Origin of the sequence: Cupriavidus sp. H18C1 (assembly GCF_049311595.1) — a bacterium.
Lineage (GTDB): Bacteria > Pseudomonadota > Gammaproteobacteria > Burkholderiales > Burkholderiaceae > Cupriavidus > Cupriavidus cauae.
The window spans coordinates 469,279-484,276 of sequence record NZ_CP186008.1; the positions used below are offsets into that span (position 1 = coordinate 469,279).

The following is a 14,998-nucleotide window of genomic DNA, read 5'->3' on the forward strand; positions in this document are numbered from 1 at the left end:
CCCATCGCCAGGCCGCGATCAGGCCCCGATCAAGCCATCACGCCGCTGGCCTCCTCCGGCCGGCGCACGCGGAACCAGGCGGCGTACAGCGCCGGCAGGAACAGCAGCGTCAGCACCGTGGCAACCAGCAGGCCGCCCATGATCGCGACCGCCATCGGCCCCCAGAACACCGAGCGCGACAGCGGGATCATCGCCAGCACGGCGGCCGCCGCGGTCAGCATGATCGGCCGGAAGCGGCGTACCGCGGCCTCGACGATCGCGGTCCAGGCCGGCACGCCGGCGCGGATGTCCTGCTCGATCTGGTCGACCAGGATCACCGAGTTGCGGATGATCATGCCGACCAGCGCGGTGATGCCCAGCTGGGCGACGAAGCCCATCGGCGCCTGCAGCAGCAACAGGGTCGCCGCGGCGCCGATCAACCCGAGCGGGCCGGTCAGGAACACCATCACCGCGCGCGAGAAGCTGTGCAGCTGCAGCATCAGCAGCGTGAAGATCAGGAACACGCAGAGCGGCAGCTGCGCGGCGATCGACGCGCCCGCCTTGCCGCTCTCCTCCTCGGCGCCGGCCACGGTGATCAGGTAGCCGGCCGGCAGCTCGGCGCGCAGCTTGTCGAGCTGCGGATCGATCTGCGCGGTCACGGTCGGCCCCTGGATGCCGTCGACCACGTCGGCCTGCACGGTCACGCCGAAATCGCGATTCTCGCGCCAGACGATGCCCGGCTCGGAGCGGATGCCGATGCGCGCGACCTGCGTGAGCGGCACCGCGCGCCCGCTGGCGGTCGGCACCTGCACGTTGTGCAGATCGGCCAGCGCCTCGCGTTCGTCCCGGGCCGAGCGCATCACGATGTCGATCAGCTTGTCGCCGTCGCGATACTGGCCGACCGGCGCGCCGGTCAGCACGGTCTGCGTGACGCGGGCGATCGCATTGGTGGTCACGCCGAGCGCGCGCGCCTTTTCCTGGTCGATGTCCAGGCGCAGCACCTTGACGTTCTCGTTCCAGTTGTCGTTGACGCCGACCGTATTCGGATTGGCGCTCATGATCGCCTTGACCTGATCCGCGATCCGCCGCACCCCCGCCGCCTCGGGCCCGATCACGCGGAACTGCACCGGATAGGCGACCGGCGGCCCGTTCGGCAGCAGCTTGACGCGGCCGCGCAGCTGCGGGAAGTCGCTCGCCAGCAGCGCGATGATGCGCTGGCGCAGCCGCTCGCGCACCTCGACGTCGACCGGCAGCACGATCAGCTGCACGACATTGCTCTGCGGGAAGATCTGGTCCAGCGGCAGATAGAAGCGCGGCGCGCCGGTGCCGACGAAGGTGGTGATGCTGCCGACATCGGCATCGCCGCGCAGCGCGGCCTCGAAGCGCCTGGCCTCGGCCTCGCTCTGCGCGAAGCTGGCGCCCTCGGGCAGCCACATCTCGACCATCAGCTCGGGCCGGCTGGAATCGGGGAAGAACTGCTTCTCGACGAACTGGAAGGCGAAGATGCCGAGCGCGAAGGTCGCCAGCGTGATCGCGATCACGGTCTTGCGCCAGTCCACGCACCAGTCCACCGCGCGGCGGAAGCGCGCGTAGAACGGCGTGTCGAACACCTCGTGATGGCCGCCCTCGCTCGGCTTGACCTTCAGCAGCAGGTAGCCCAGATACGGCGTGAAATAGACCGCCGCCAGCCACGACAGCACCAGCGCGAGCGCCGTCACCGCGAAGATGGCGAAGGTGTATTCGCCGACCGTCGAACGCGCGAGACCCACCGGCAGGAAGCCCGCGGCGGTGATCAGCGTGCCGGTCAGCATCGGCATCGCGGTCGAGGTATAGGCGAAGGTCGCGGCCTCCATCTTGGAGAAACCCTCCTCCAGCTTGCGCACCATCATCTCGACCGCGATGATGGCGTCGTCGACCAGCAGCCCCAGCGCGATGATCAGCGCGCCAAGCGAGACCTTGTGCAGGCCGATATCGAACACGTTCATGAACAGGAACGTGACCGCCAGCACCAGCGGGATCGTCAGCGCCACCACCAGGCCGGGGCGCGCGTCGAGCCGCAGCGGTTTGGTGTGCAGGCCCAGCGAGATGAAGCTGACCGCCAGCACGATCACCACCGCCTCGATCAGCACGCGCACGAACTCGCCGACCGAACGCTTGACCGCCTCGGGCTGGTCCTGCACCTGCTCCATCTCGATGCCGACCGGCAGCTGCTTGCGCAGCGTGTCGGCCTCGGCGCGCAGCGCCTCGCCCAGTGCGATGATGTCGCCGCCCTTCTCCATCGAGATGCCCAGGCCGATCACGTCCTTGCCGTTGAAGCGCATGCGCGGCGCCGGCGGATCGACATAGCCGCGATAGACACGCGCGATGTCGCCGAGCCGGATGTTCGCCGCGCCGTTGGGCCCGCGCAGCACCATATTGCGCAGATCGCCGACATCGGCGAACTGGCCCGACACGCGCACCTGCACGTTATCGCTCGGCGTCACCAGCACGCCGCTGGCGGTCAGGTTGTTCTGCTCGGCGATCTGGTCGGCGATCGCGTTCAGGTCCAGCCCGAGCTGCGCGAAGCGGGTCTGGTTGAACTCGATATAGATCTTCTCGTCCTGCAGGCCGATCAGCGACACCTTGGCGACCGACGGCACGCGCAGCAGCTGCTGGCGCACCAGGTCGGCATATTCGCGCAGCTCCTTGTAGGTGAAGCCGTCGGCGGACAGCGCGTAGATGGTGCCGTAGACATCGCCGAACTCGTCGTTGAAGAACGGCCCGCGCACGCCGGCCGGCAGCGTGCCGGCGATATCGCCGATCTTCTTGCGCACCGTGTACCAGATCTGCGCGGTCTCCTTCGCCGGCGCGTCGTCGCGCAGCTGGAAGATCACGGTGGTCTCGCCCGGCTTGGAGAAGCTGCGGATCTTGTCCGCGTAGGGCACCTCCTGCAGCTGGCGCTCGAGCTTGTCGGTGACCTGCACCGCGATCTGCTCGGCGGTGGCGCCGGGCCAGAAGGCCTGCACCACCATCACGCGGAAGGTGAACGGCGGGTCCTCGTCCTGGCCCAGCTGGAAATACGACATCAGGCCGGCCAGCAGGAACACCACCAGCAGATAGCGCGTCAGCGCCTGGTGCTCGAGCGCCCAGCGCGACAGATTGAATCGGGAATGCTCCATCGCGGCGCCCTTAGCTGCGAGCGGCCGGCGCGCTGGCCGGGGCGCTGGTGGGCGCAGGGGCCGGCGCACTTGCCGGCGCGCTGGCCGCAGCAGCGGTGGGCGCAGGGGCTGGAACCGCGGTACCAGCTGACCCCGGAGTTGACCCCGGAGCCGCCCCCCGCAGCCGCCCCAGGCGCCGACGCGGACGCGACCGACTGCAGCGGCCGCACCTTCTGTCCCGGCTTGAGCAGATGCACGCCCGCGGTGACGATGGTCTGGCCGGGACGCAGCCCGCTCCTGACCTCGATCTCGTTGCCGATCGGCTGGCCCAGCGTGACCGCCACCGGCTGCACCGTGCCGGCCGCGCCGTCGTAGACCCATACCTGGTTCGTGCCCTGCTGCTGCAGCAGCGCGGTCAGCGGCACGCGCACCGCGGGCGATGCCCCGGTCCGCACGAAGGTGACCATCGCGGTCATGCCGAACTTCAGGTCGGCGGGCGGATTGGGCACCGTGATGCGCGCCGCGTAGGTGCGCGTCACCGGATCGGCGGCCGCGGCGATCTCGCGCACGCGGCCCGGCAGGATGCGGTCGGGCTCGGCCCAGGTCCGCACGCTGACGTCGCGGATATTGCGCAGCCAGTCGACCTGATCCTCGGGCAGGCCGATCGCGACCTCCTTCTCGGCGGTCTGCGCGACCCGCACCACCGCCTGCCCCGCGCTGACCACCTGCCCCACTTCGGCGTCGATCGCGGTGACCACGCCGTCGGCATCGGCGGCCAGCACGGTATAGCCGGTCTGGTTGCTCTGCTCGCGCAACGCGGCCTCGGCCTGGCGCAGCCGCGCGGCCGCGGCCTCGTAGCTGGCCTGGCGCCGGTTCTGCTCCGCCGCGCTGATAAAACCCTTGGCGAACAGGTCGTTGTAGCGCTTCAGATCCGCGGCGGCCAGGTCGCGGTCGGTGCGCGCCGCCTCGTACTGCGCGCGCGAGCCCTGCTCGGCCAGGTTCAGATCGGTCGGATCGAGCCGGGCCAGCGGCTGCCCGCGCCGCACCGTGGCGCCCACGTCGACCAGGCGCGCCGCGATCTTGCCGCCGACGCGGAAACCGAGCCGGGATTCGATACGCGGCCGCACGTCGCCGGAAAACTCGTAGGAGGACTGGCCGGTGGCCGACTGCAGTTGCAGCAGACGCACGGGCCGGACCTCGGGCGCGCGCTCGGGCTCGCGCGAGCAGGCGCCGAGCACCAGCACGGCACCGAGCAACACCGCGCCGACGATCGACGGCGAGGTCCTGAAAACGTTGACGGCCGCGACTTCCGGCCCGGGACAAGGCACTGGCATGGGATGGCGATAAGACGGGTGCAACGGCATGACGGGAGGCGACGTGCGCCGGCACGGCCGGACTGGCGGCGAGCAGCAACGCTGCCGCGCGACACGACGATGGCGCCGCCCCGGGGACGGCGGGTCCGGCAGTAAATAACCGGCCGGTCAGCAATATATCGAGCCGTTTGGGGTGCGTCAAACGCGACGCGACGAATCGACAGATTTGCGGACCGAAACCGGGGATTTACCCGCTATTTGGCGTCCGATGCGTGCCGGCATGCCCCCTATCGGTAGGGTGGAAAGCGGCACATGGGCGCCCCTTGCGCGGCTTGCAGGTGCTCGGTGGCGCGCCGGTGATTACAATGCTGCGGCCATGTCCCACCCCGGCGCGCCCAGCGCCGCCGACGCGATCCCAATCCCAATCCAAGTCCCGATGCCAATGCCGACGCCGCCCTCCGCAGCCGCCCCCGACGGCCTGGCCATCGGCCACTACGAGAACTTCCCGGTCGCCAGCGTGCTGCTGCCGCGCCGGCTGCGCCGGCCAGTGGCGGTGATCTACCGCTTCGCCCGCACCGCCGACGACCTGGCCGACGAGGGCGATGCCGCGCCGCAGGAGCGCCTGGCCGCGCTTGGCGCGCTGTCCGATGCGCTCGACCGGATCGACGCCGGCACCGATCCGGGCACGCCGATGATGCGCGCGCTGGCCGACGTCATCGCCGAATACCGCCTGCCGCTGCCGCTGTTCCACGACCTGCTCGATGCCTTCCGACAGGACGTGACCGTGCACCGCCATGCCGACTGGGACAGCCTGCTCGACTACTCGCGCCGCTCGGCCAACCCGGTCGGCCGGCTGATGCTGCATCTGTACGGCGCGGCCACGCCGGACCGCTTCGCGCGCGCCGATGCGATCTGCACCGGCCTGCAACTGGTCAACTTCTGGCAGGACGTCGCGATCGACTTCGCGCGCGGCCGTGTCTACCTGCCGGCCGACGCGATGGCGCGCCACGGCGTCGACGACGACGCGCTGGCCGAGGGCCGCTGCGACGTGCGCTGGCTGGCGCTGATGGAGGAGCTGAAGATACGCACGGAGGCGATGCTACAATCCGGCGCTTCGCTCGCGCTGGACCTGCCGCGGACGGCGGACTGGCGCATCGGCTGGGAGTTGCGGCTGGTGGTGCAAGGCGGCCTGCGCGTGCTGGAACGCATCGAGGCCGTCGGCTACGATGTCTTCCGGCGCCGCCCGACGCTGGGGCCCGCCGACTGGCTGCTGCTGGCTTGGCGAGCGGCAACCCGCTACCGCACCGGCACCGCGCCGAGCAAGCCCGCTCATTGAGCCCAGGCATTTGAATCCAGCCTGAGCCCACATAGAGCGCGCATTGAGCCCGGATAGCGCCCGGATAGCGCCCCAGACAGAGTCCCCGAGTGTGTCCCCTAGCGAGCCCGAGACCGGCGTGACGCCCGATCAGTACTGCCAAGACAAGGCCGCCCAGAGCGGCTCCAGCTTCTACTACAGCTTCCTGTTCCTGCCCCCGGAACGGCGGCGCGCCATCACCGCGCTCTATGCCTGGTGCCGCGAAGTCGACGACGTCGTCGACGAGACCCAGGACCTGACCGTCGCCCAGCAACAGCTGGCCTGGTGGCACGGCGAGCTGAACCGCCTGTTTGCCGGCGCCCCCACCCATCCGACCACGCTGGCGCTGCAGCCGCATCTGGCCTCCTGCGGCCTGACGCAGCCGATGCTCGCCGAGGTGCTGGAAGGCATGGAGATGGACCTGATGCAGACGCGCTATCTGGACGAGGCCGGCCTCGACCGCTATTGCCATTGCGTGGCCGGCGTGGTCGGTACCATGAGCGCGCGCATCTTCGGCTACCGCGACCCGCGCACGCTCGAATTCGCCGAGAAGCTCGGGCGTTCGCTGCAGCTGGTCAATATCATTCGCGACGTCGGCGAGGACGCGCGGCGCGGCCGGCTCTATCTGCCGGTCAATGTGCTGCAGCGCTTCGAGGTGCCGGCCGCGGACATCATGCAGGGCCGCCATTCGCCGCGTTTCGTCGCGCTGATGGCCTATCACGCCGAGCGCGCGCGCACCTTCTATCGCGAGGCGCTGGCGCTGCTGCCGGAGGTCGACCGCCGCGCGCAGCGTGCGGGGCTGCTGATGGGCGCGATCTACCACGCGCTGCTCGACGAGATCGAGGCCAGTGGCTTCCAGGTATTGAACCAGCGCATCTCGCTGACACCCATGCGCAAGCTGTGGATCGCATGGAAGACGTGGATACGCAACCGCTGACCACCGCGATGGCGGAAGGCTCCGCCACGCCCGACGCCACGTCGCCGCAAGCCGGCGGCGGGGTCGGCGCGGTCAGCTCTGTAAGCGCGGGCACCGCTGCGGGGGCTGTGGGCGCTGTGGGCGCCGTGCACCTGGACGGCGCAGTGGGCGGCGCAGTGGACGGGGACGGCTCGGTCGGCATCATCGGCGGCGGCTGGGCCGGCATGGCCGCCGCGCTCGAACTGGCGCAGGCCGGCCGCGTGGTCCATGTGTTCGAGGCCGCGCCGGTGCTCGGCGGCCGCGCGCGCCGCGTCGCCCGGCGCCATCCGCAGGTCGCGGGCGAACTCGACAACGGCCAGCATCTGTTGCTCGGCGCCTATCGCCATACCCTTGCCCTGATGCGCCGCGCCGGCGTCGATCCCGAGGCCGCGCTGCTGCGGCTGCCGCTGCAGATGGCCTATGCCGACGGCTGGCGGCTGCAGGCGCCGCGCCTGCCCGCGCCCTGGCATCTGGTCGGCATGGGGCTGACCGCGCGCCGGCTCGGCTGGCATGAGCGCGCGGCGTTGGCGAAGGTGCTGGCGCGGCTGCGGGCGGACGACGAGGCGGCGCATGCCGCCTGCGCCTCCGCCGCCTGCGCCAAATCCGCGGCCTCCGCCAACTCGGCCAACTCCGCCAACTCGGCCAACTCCGCCAACTCCGCCAACTCCGCCAACTCGGCAAATTCCGCAGACTCTGCAAACTGTGCGAACTCCGCCGGCGAGACGGTCGCCGCGTGGCTGGCACAGGCCCCGCCCTCGCTGCAGAAGCGATTGTGGTTCCCGCTGTGCGTGGCCGCGCTGAACACGCCGGCGGAACAGGCCGATGCCCGCGTGTTCCGCCGCGTGCTGCGCGACAGCCTGCTGGCGGCGCGCGACGACAGCGACATGCTGGTGCCGCGCTGGGACCTGAGCCGGCTGTTCCCCGAAGCCGCCGCGCAGGCGATCGTGGCCGCGGGCGGCACGGTCCGCACCGGCGCCGCGGTGCAGGAGATCACGCAGACCCCGCACGGCTGGCTGCTGCGGACCGGCTCCGGCGAGCAGCAGGTCGCGCAACTGGTCGTCGCCACCGCGCCGCGGCAGGCGGCACGGCTGCTGGCGCAGATATCGCTCCGCTCGGACCAGGCCGCGCATCGGCCCGAGCCTGCCCACCAAACCACGCACGACGCCGCGAACCAGACTGCGCACCAAACCACGCACCACGCCGCGAACCACGCCACGCACCACGCCGCGCTGCAGGCCGCCGCCGCAAGGCTGCACGCCTTCGACCATGTGCCGATCGTCACGCTGTACCTGAACGTCGGCGCGCTGCGTTTGCCGCGTCCTTTCCTGGCGCTCGACGCCAGTGCCGCCGCGCCCGGGCAATTCGTCTTCGATCGCGCGGCGCTGTCCGCCGACGACAACAGCGCATCGCAGGACCCCGCCCACGACAACGTCTGGTCGGTCGTCATCAGCGCCGCCGACGATGCCGCCGCGCTGCCGCAGGGCGAGCTGGCGCGGCGCGTGCGCGCGCAACTTGCCACGCAACTGGCGCCCTTGCTTCCCGATGCCGCCCGCCTTGCCGAAGCGCGCGGCGAATTCGTGATCGCCGAACGCCTCGCCACGTTCCGCTGCGTGCCGGGCCTCGCGCGTCCCGGCAACGATATCGGCGTGCCGCGCCTGGCGCTGGCGGGCGACTATACCGACGGGCGGGACGCAGACGGCGGCGCCTACGGCCCCTACCCGGCCACCATCGAAGCGGCGACGCGCAGCGGCTCGGCGGCCGCGGCGCTGCTGCAGCGCGAGCGCGTGCCGTCCGCCCCGACGGCATGATTTCCCTTTTCACCGACGTACCGAAGAGCCAGCACATGCATTCCCCCTCTCCTTCCCTGGGCCAGTCCATTCTCGATGCCGCCGACGCGCTCGCGCGCTACTCCGATATGGAAGGCGGCCTGACCTGCGCCTATCTGACGCCGGCCCACCGCGCCGCGGCGGCCATGCTCGCCGAGCGCATGCGCGCGGCCGGCATGCAGGTGCGCGTCGATGCGATCGGCAACGTGATCGGCCGCTACGAGGCCGATCCGTCGGCCGGCCCCGACGCGAAGGTGCTGATGACCGGCTCGCATTTCGACACGGTGCGCAACGGCGGGCGCTATGACGGGCGCCTGGGCATCCTGCTGCCGATCGCGGTGGTCGGCGCGCTGAACGAGGCCGGCATCCGGCTGCCCTATCACTTCGACGTGGTGGGCTTCGCCGAGGAGGAAGGGCTGCGTTTCAAGACCAGCTTTCTTGCGAGCAGCGTGCTCGCCGGCCGCTTCGATCCGGCCCTGCTGGCGCGCGCCGACGCCGACGGCATCACGCTGGCGCAGGCGCTGACCGAATCCGACCTGCCTGGCCGCGGCGATCCCGATGCGCTGCGCGCGGCCGCCGTCGATCCGGCGACGCTGCTCGGCTTCGTCGAAGTGCATATCGAACAGGGACCGGTGCTGCTGCACCATGACCTGCCGCTGGGCATCGTCACGCAGATTGCCGGCAGCAGCCGCTTCCAGGTGCGCATCGACGGGTTGGCCAGCCACGCCGGCACGACGCCGATGACGATGCGCAAGGACGCCGCCGCCGCGGCCGCGGAGATGGTGCTGCTGGTCGAATCGCGCTGCGGCCAGGCGCCGACGCTGGTCGGCACGGTCGGCCAACTGCAGGTGCCGAACGGCTCCAGCAACGTGATTCCGGCCGCGTGCCACTTCTCGATGGACATCCGCGCCGGCGAAGATGCGGTGCGCGAGGCCGCGATCGCCGATATCGTCGCCGGCATCGAGGCGATCGCCGCGCGGCGCGGCGTGCGTGCGGAGGTGGAACGGGTGCCACCGGTCAACAACGCGCCGTGCGCGCCGTGGCTGCGCGCGCAGTTCGCGGCGGTGCTGAACAAGCGCGGGCTGCAGGCCTTCGAGCTGCCGTCGGGCGCCGGGCACGATGCGATGATGATGCAGCGGATCACCGATGTGGCGATGCTGTTCGTCCGCTGCGGCAATGGCGGCATCAGCCACAACCCGCTGGAGACGATCACCGCCGAGGACGCGCAGCTGGCGGCGGAAGTGTTCGTCGATTTCCTGCGGCATTTCAAGCCGCGGTGAGCGGGGCCGCGCAGATGGAGCCGCCCGCTCCCTCGGCGCTTGCGGGAGAGGGCAAACCGAATGCATGGCCGATGCCATTGCCACTCAGTTGCCCTGGTACATCTCCCTGCTGATGTCGTAGAGGCTCTGCCGCAGCTTGCGCCGTTCGTCGGCCGACAGCTTGCCGCCGCGGCCCTGCCGTTCGCCGGCCTCGCGCTCGGCGCGCTGGCGGTTGGCGCGGCCCCGGGTTTCGCGCGGCGAGGGCCGCTCGCGATCCTGGCGCGCATGGCCGGAATGCCCCGGATAGCCCTCCGCACCCCGGCCCGGATGGCGCCCGTGCCCCTGCAGCAGCGCGCCGAGTCCCGGCGACTGCGCGGACGCGCTCGCGGCATGCAGCAGCATCGACGGCAGCAGCAGCGCAAGCAGGGCTCCGGCGACACGGCGTCGGGCGCCGGAGGCGCGGCGCGGTTCGGACCGGGTGGATTTCGCTTTCATTGATAATGGCGGTCTGGGGCTTGCCCGGTTCGGGCTTCCGCTGGACGACGCCAGGGCTCCCGGAACGAGGCTGACCGATTTGCCCTTTGCGGGCAGCGCGCAGTGTAAACGCTGCCCGCTGTGCACTTGGCGGGCCGCAAGGTAAAGTATGTAACCTTTTGTTAAGCCATTTTGACCCCTAGCGAGACTCGCTAAGATTAGCGCCATGGAAAATACCAGCCACAAGATTCTCGTCGTGGACGACGACCCCCGTCTCCGCGATCTGCTGCGCCGCTATCTCGGCGAGCAAGGCTTTACCGTGCTGGTCGCGGAAAACGCCACCGCCATGAACAAGCTCTGGCTGCGCGAGCGTTTCGACCTGCTCGTGCTCGACCTGATGATGCCGGGCGAAGACGGCCTGTCGATCTGCCGCCGTCTGCGCGGCGCCAACGACCAGACCCCGATCATCATGCTGACGGCCAAGGGCGAGGACGTGGACCGCATCGTCGGCCTCGAGATGGGCGCCGACGACTATCTACCCAAGCCGTTCAACCCGCGCGAACTGATCGCGCGCATCCACGCGGTGCTGCGCCGCAAGGGCCCGGCCGAAGTGCCCGGCGCCCCGTCGGAAACGCCGGAGACCTTCGCCTTCGGCGACTTCGTGCTGAACCTGGCCACGCGCACGCTGACCAAGAACGACGAGGAAATCACGCTGACCACCGGCGAGTTCTCGGTGCTCAAGGTGTTCGCCCGCCATCCGCGCCAGCCGCTGTCGCGCGAGAAGCTGATGGAAATGGCGCGCGGCCGCGAATACGAAGTGTTCGACCGCAGCCTGGACGTGCAGATCTCGCGCCTGCGCAAGCTGATCGAACCCGATCCGGGCAATCCGCGTTTCATCCAGACCGTCTGGGGGCTGGGCTACGTCTTCATTCCCGATGGCGTGAAGTAAGTCCCGGCCGTTATCGTGGCGACTGTGATCCGCCGCACGGCCACGCGTTTCTTCGGTTCGCTGTTCTGGCGAACCTTCATGCTGATCGCGCTGTTGCTGGCCATCTCGCTGGGCATCTGGTTTCAGAGCTACCGGCTGTTCGAACGCGCCCCTCGGGCGCAGCAGATCGCGATGCAGGTGGTCAGCGTGGTCAAGCTCACGCGTGCGGCCCTGCTCTATTCCGACCCCGCGCGGCGTCGCTTCCTGCTACTCGACCTGGTGCAGAACGAAGGCATCAAGGTCTATCCGCGCGAGCGCGACGACGACTTCACCACGCCCACCGCGAACCCCTTCCTGACCCAGCTGGTGCAGCAGGAAATCCGCAGCCGGCTGGGCGGCGATACCGTGATCGCGACCACGGTCAACGACATTCCCGGCGTCTGGGTCAGCTTCGAGATCGAGGGCGACGACTACTGGGTGGCGATCAGCCCGGAGCGCTTCGAACGCGTGCCCGGACTGCAATGGCTGTGGTGGACCGTGGCCGCGGTGCTGCTGTCGATCTTCGGCGCGGCCTTCATCACGGCGCGGGTCAACCGGCCGCTCAAGCGCCTGGCCGATGCGGCGCGCGCAATCGGTTCGGGGGGGCGATCCCCCGCCGCTGCCCGAGCGCGGCGCCAGCGAGGTCGCGCAGGCCAACCACAGCTTCAACCAGATGGTGCGCGACCTGCGCCAGCTCGACGACGATCGCGTGGTGATGCTGGCCGGCATCTCGCACGACCTGCGCACGCCGCTGACGCGGCTGCGGCTCGAGACCGAGATGTCCCCCGTCGACGACACCACGCGCGAGGCGATGATCGCCGACATCGAGCAGATGGACGCGATCATCGGGCAGTTCCTGAACTACGCGCGCCCCGCGCAGGAGAGCAGCGAGCCGGTGGACCTGTCCTCGCTGGTGCGCGACGCGGTCAACGTCTATGCCGCGCACGACGACATCCGCATCCGCGTGCATGCGCCCGAGCCGGTGATGGCGATGGCCAACCGGATGGAGGTCCAGCGCATCCTCGACAACCTGGTCGAGAATGCGCGCCGCTATGCCAAGCACCCGGACAGCGGCATCGCCGAAGTCGAGATCACCACGCGCAACCATGACAAGGAGGCGATGCTGGTCGTGGCCGATCATGGCGACGGCGTGCCCGATGCCCAGCTGCCGCTGCTGACGCGGCCGTTCTATCGGCTCGACGCGGCGCGCAGCGAGGCCAAGGGCGCGGGGCTGGGCATGTCGATCGTCAACCGGATCATGCAGCGCAACGGCGGTCGCCTGGTGCTGACCAACCGTCCGTCGCCGGGCAGCGGGCTGGTGGTCAGCGCGTGTTTCCGGCGCGCTTGATGCACGCCTCACTCCCGCCTGAGTCACGCTCCAAGCGTGCTTGATGCACGCCTCATTGCGTGCCTGGTGCATGCCTGGTGCATGCCTGATGCACGCCGCGTCGCCGTTCCGTCATCGCGATCGTGTATCGTTGCCGGACGGCGCAAGCCGGCGTGCCACGCCGCTTTCGCGCCGGGCCTCGCAGTTTCCGCGGCTATCGGGCTCTTTGAGATTTTCAATTAGCCGTGCCGAACAGGATGCTGCATACTTCCCATTCGTTGCGTGGCACGCGCAGCGGCCCGAGAAAATCGTCCTCGACGATGGCCGCTTGCGATGCCCCGCTGGCGTCTGTTCAACCGTATCCAGGAGAAGTCCATGAAGACCGTTGGTGACAAGCTCGAACCGTTCCACGTCGTCGGTGTCAAGCCGGGTTTCAACGCCCACGAAGAAAACGGCCAGTCGGCCTTTGAAGACATCACCGAGAAGTCGTTCGAAGGCAAGTGGAAAATCATCTACTTCTACCCGAAGGACTTCACCTTCGTGTGCCCGACCGAAATCGTGGCCTTCGCCAAGCTGAACCAGGACTTCGCCGACCGCGACGCCGTCGTGCTGGGCGGCTCGACCGACAACGAGTTCGTCAAGCTGGCATGGCGCCGTGAACACAAGGACCTGAACAAACTGAACTCGTGGCAGTTCGCGGATACCACCGGCTCGCTGGTCGACCAGCTGGGCGTGCGCGAGAAGGAAGCCGGCGTTGCGCTGCGCGCCACCTTCATCGTCGACCCGGACAACACCATCCAGCACGTGTCGGTGAACAACCTGAACGTCGGCCGTAACCCGGACGAAATCCTGCGCATTCTGGACGGCCTGCAGACCGACGAGCTGTGCCCGTGCAACCGCGCTGTCGGCGGCTCGACGCTGTAATTCGCGCCATGTCGATGTTGCCGGCGGCCCCGCCGCCGGCGACGCGCCCCAGTGCGCACCGAAACCCGCCCACGCGGGTTTTTTTCGCCCAAAGCGATAGGAGAATTTGATGGAATTCCTCAACACGATCAAGAATCTCATTCCCGACTATGCGAAGGACATCCGCCTGAACCTGGACGGCACCATCGCACGCTCCTCGCTGGAGGGCAACGATGCGGTGGGCGTCGCGCTGGCCGCCGCCTTCGCCGCCAAGAGCAAGATCATCGTCGACGCGATCCGCAACGCCGGCGTGCTGTCGCCCGAAGAGCTGAACGGCGCGCTGACCGCGGCCGCGCTGATGGGCATGAACAATGTCTGGTATCCGTATGTCGAGATGGCCGCCGATCCCGATCTGGCAAGCCAGCCCGCCGGCCTGCGCATGAATGCGTATGCGACCCACGGCGGCGTCGACAAGCGCCGTTTCGAGATGTACGCGCTGGCCGCGTCGATCGTCGGCAAGTGCCACTTCTGCATCCGCTCGCACTACGAGCTGCTGAAGAACGAACAGGGCATGACCTCGCAGCAACTGCGCGATGTCGGCCGTATTGCCGCCGTGATCACGGCCGCGGCCAACGTGATCGCCGCCGAGTAAGGCGGCACACGCGGGACAGGGGCTTCCCCAGGCCTTCTGCAGGCCCTTCCGCAGGCCTTTCTTGGGGCCCTTCCCGCCGACGTTTGTCGATGTTTGTTGATGTTGGTCGATGGCCGCCGCGCGCGGCCATCGGCATTGCAGGGCCCGCGAAACCGCCGCGCATGCGCCGCGCGTCCGCATTTCTCCGACTGCATTTGTGCACGGTCCGGCCTACAATCGAGGCAGATTCTGCTTCGCGGACCATCATGAGCCAACTGCCCTCGCCCTCCTCGCCGCATTTCCACTATCGTCTCGCCACGGCTTCCGACTGGGGCCAGATCGCCGCGGTCACGCAGGAAGCGTATGCGCAGTACGAGCTCGAAATCATGGAGGACTGCCGCGCGTCGTTCCAACAGGGCATGCGCTCGGTGCTGGCGACCAATACGTCCGATATGGAATGGTGGGTTGCCGAGACCGATCACGGCATCAGCGGCGCGGTGCTGTTCTGCCATCCCGGCGCGACGCTGCAGGCCCTGGACGGCAGCACGGTGACGCTGGCCCTGCCCGAGGCGCGGCTGCTGTCGGTCAGTCCGCAGGCACGCGGCCTGGGCCTCGGCCGCACGCTGATGCAGATCTGCATCCAGCGTGCGCGCGATATCGGCGCGCAGGCGCTGGTGGTGCGCACCATGCCGGAAATGGGCGCCGCCAACCGCCTGTGCCAGCAGATGGGCTTCGTCAAGCGGACCGAGGCCGGCGCGCGCTCCGGCCCGCTGGAACGGCTGGTCGACTACGTCTACGCGATCGAGCCGAAGGAAGCCGACGCGCCGCAGCCGGGCCTGTAACGGCCCGCACGACCGCGCGGCGCAGCACGTT

Annotated in this window: 10 protein-coding genes and 2 pseudogenes; 9 read left to right on the forward strand and 3 right to left on the reverse strand. The window is 69.3% G+C overall.

Going from position 1 to position 14,998, the window contains the following annotated elements; genetic code table 11:
• Nucleotides 1-29 precede the first annotated feature (29 nt).
• The gene (locus tag OJJOAM_RS02215) at nucleotides 30-3,137 is read right to left on the reverse strand and encodes an efflux RND transporter permease subunit (RefSeq protein ID WP_422648745.1); all 3,108 of its coding nucleotides are present in this window, start codon (nucleotides 3,135-3,137) and stop codon (nucleotides 30-32) included.
• Nucleotides 3,138-3,301: 164 nt separating this feature from the next.
• A pseudogene (locus tag OJJOAM_RS02220) lies at nucleotides 3,302-4,450 on the reverse strand (efflux RND transporter periplasmic adaptor subunit); the annotation flags it as partial.
• Between the two features lie 415 nt (nucleotides 4,451-4,865).
• On the opposite strand from OJJOAM_RS02220, the gene hpnC reads away from it, so the two are divergent.
• From hpnC to OJJOAM_RS02240, 4 genes are all read left to right on the forward strand, one after another.
• On the forward strand, nucleotides 4,866-5,765 hold the full coding sequence (gene hpnC, locus OJJOAM_RS02225; protein ID WP_422648746.1) for a squalene synthase HpnC: 900 nt from the start codon (nucleotides 4,866-4,868) through the stop codon (nucleotides 5,763-5,765).
• A 118-nt stretch (nucleotides 5,766-5,883) separates the two neighbouring features.
• Nucleotides 5,884-6,720 carry a presqualene diphosphate synthase HpnD gene (hpnD, locus tag OJJOAM_RS02230; protein WP_422649471.1) on the forward strand — a complete coding sequence of 279 codons (837 nt, stop codon included), beginning with the start codon at nucleotides 5,884-5,886 and terminating at the stop codon, nucleotides 6,718-6,720.
• Nucleotides 6,693-8,546, forward strand: coding sequence for a hydroxysqualene dehydroxylase (locus tag OJJOAM_RS02235; RefSeq protein WP_422648747.1), 1,854 nt, complete (start codon nucleotides 6,693-6,695; stop codon nucleotides 8,544-8,546). Before hpnD ends, OJJOAM_RS02235 begins: the two co-directional genes overlap by 28 nt.
• Before the next feature lie 35 nt (nucleotides 8,547-8,581).
• Nucleotides 8,582-9,844, forward strand: a complete 1,263-nt coding sequence (locus OJJOAM_RS02240; protein ID WP_422649472.1) for a Zn-dependent hydrolase — start codon at nucleotides 8,582-8,584, stop codon at nucleotides 9,842-9,844.
• An 84-nt stretch (nucleotides 9,845-9,928) separates the two neighbouring features.
• Here OJJOAM_RS02240 and OJJOAM_RS02245 read toward each other — a convergent pair whose 3' ends face one another.
• A complete protein-coding gene (locus tag OJJOAM_RS02245) occupies nucleotides 9,929-10,318 on the reverse strand; it encodes a hypothetical protein (RefSeq protein ID WP_422648748.1) in 390 nt (129 codons plus the stop codon).
• Between the two features lie 205 nt (nucleotides 10,319-10,523).
• Here OJJOAM_RS02245 and ompR point away from each other — a divergent pair, with 205 nt between their 5' ends.
• From ompR to OJJOAM_RS02270, 5 genes and pseudogenes are all read left to right on the forward strand, one after another.
• The gene (gene ompR / locus OJJOAM_RS02250; protein ID WP_006576352.1) at nucleotides 10,524-11,246 is read left to right on the forward strand and encodes a two-component system response regulator OmpR; all 723 of its coding nucleotides are present in this window, start codon (nucleotides 10,524-10,526) and stop codon (nucleotides 11,244-11,246) included.
• Between the two features lie 15 nt (nucleotides 11,247-11,261).
• Nucleotides 11,262-12,612, forward strand: a pseudogene (locus tag OJJOAM_RS02255) (ATP-binding protein).
• A 354-nt stretch (nucleotides 12,613-12,966) separates the two neighbouring features.
• Entirely contained in the window at nucleotides 12,967-13,515 is a 549-nt protein-coding gene (locus OJJOAM_RS02260) for a peroxiredoxin (RefSeq protein WP_422648749.1), read from the forward strand.
• Nucleotides 13,516-13,624: 109 nt separating this feature from the next.
• A complete protein-coding gene (locus tag OJJOAM_RS02265; RefSeq protein ID WP_006576349.1) occupies nucleotides 13,625-14,146 on the forward strand; it encodes a carboxymuconolactone decarboxylase family protein in 522 nt (173 codons plus the stop codon).
• 245 nt (nucleotides 14,147-14,391) lie between these two features.
• Complete coding sequence (locus OJJOAM_RS02270) at nucleotides 14,392-14,967, forward strand: GNAT family N-acetyltransferase (protein WP_422648750.1); 576 nt, start codon at nucleotides 14,392-14,394, stop codon at nucleotides 14,965-14,967.
• The last annotated feature ends 31 nt before the right edge of the window (nucleotides 14,968-14,998 follow it).

Bases quoted from the DNA above. Each gene is read 5' to 3' on its own strand.
- OJJOAM_RS02240 (WP_422649472.1), top strand. From the start codon at position 8,582: ATGCATTCCCCCTCTCCTTCCCTGGGCCAGTCCATTCTCGATGCCGCC.
- OJJOAM_RS02260 (WP_422648749.1), top strand. From the start codon at position 12,967: ATGAAGACCGTTGGTGACAAGCTCGAACCGTTCCACGTCGTCGGTGTC.
- hpnC (WP_422648746.1), top strand. From the start codon at position 4,866: ATGCCAATGCCGACGCCGCCCTCCGCAGCCGCCCCCGACGGCCTGGCC.
- OJJOAM_RS02270 (WP_422648750.1), top strand. From the start codon at position 14,392: ATGAGCCAACTGCCCTCGCCCTCCTCGCCGCATTTCCACTATCGTCTC.
- OJJOAM_RS02235 (WP_422648747.1), top strand. From the start codon at position 6,693: ATGGAAGACGTGGATACGCAACCGCTGACCACCGCGATGGCGGAAGGC.
- OJJOAM_RS02245 (WP_422648748.1), bottom strand. From the start codon at position 10,318: ATGAAAGCGAAATCCACCCGGTCCGAACCGCGCCGCGCCTCCGGCGCC.
- OJJOAM_RS02215 (WP_422648745.1), bottom strand. From the start codon at position 3,137: ATGGAGCATTCCCGATTCAATCTGTCGCGCTGGGCGCTCGAGCACCAG.
- ompR (WP_006576352.1), top strand. From the start codon at position 10,524: ATGGAAAATACCAGCCACAAGATTCTCGTCGTGGACGACGACCCCCGT.
- OJJOAM_RS02265 (WP_006576349.1), top strand. From the start codon at position 13,625: ATGGAATTCCTCAACACGATCAAGAATCTCATTCCCGACTATGCGAAG.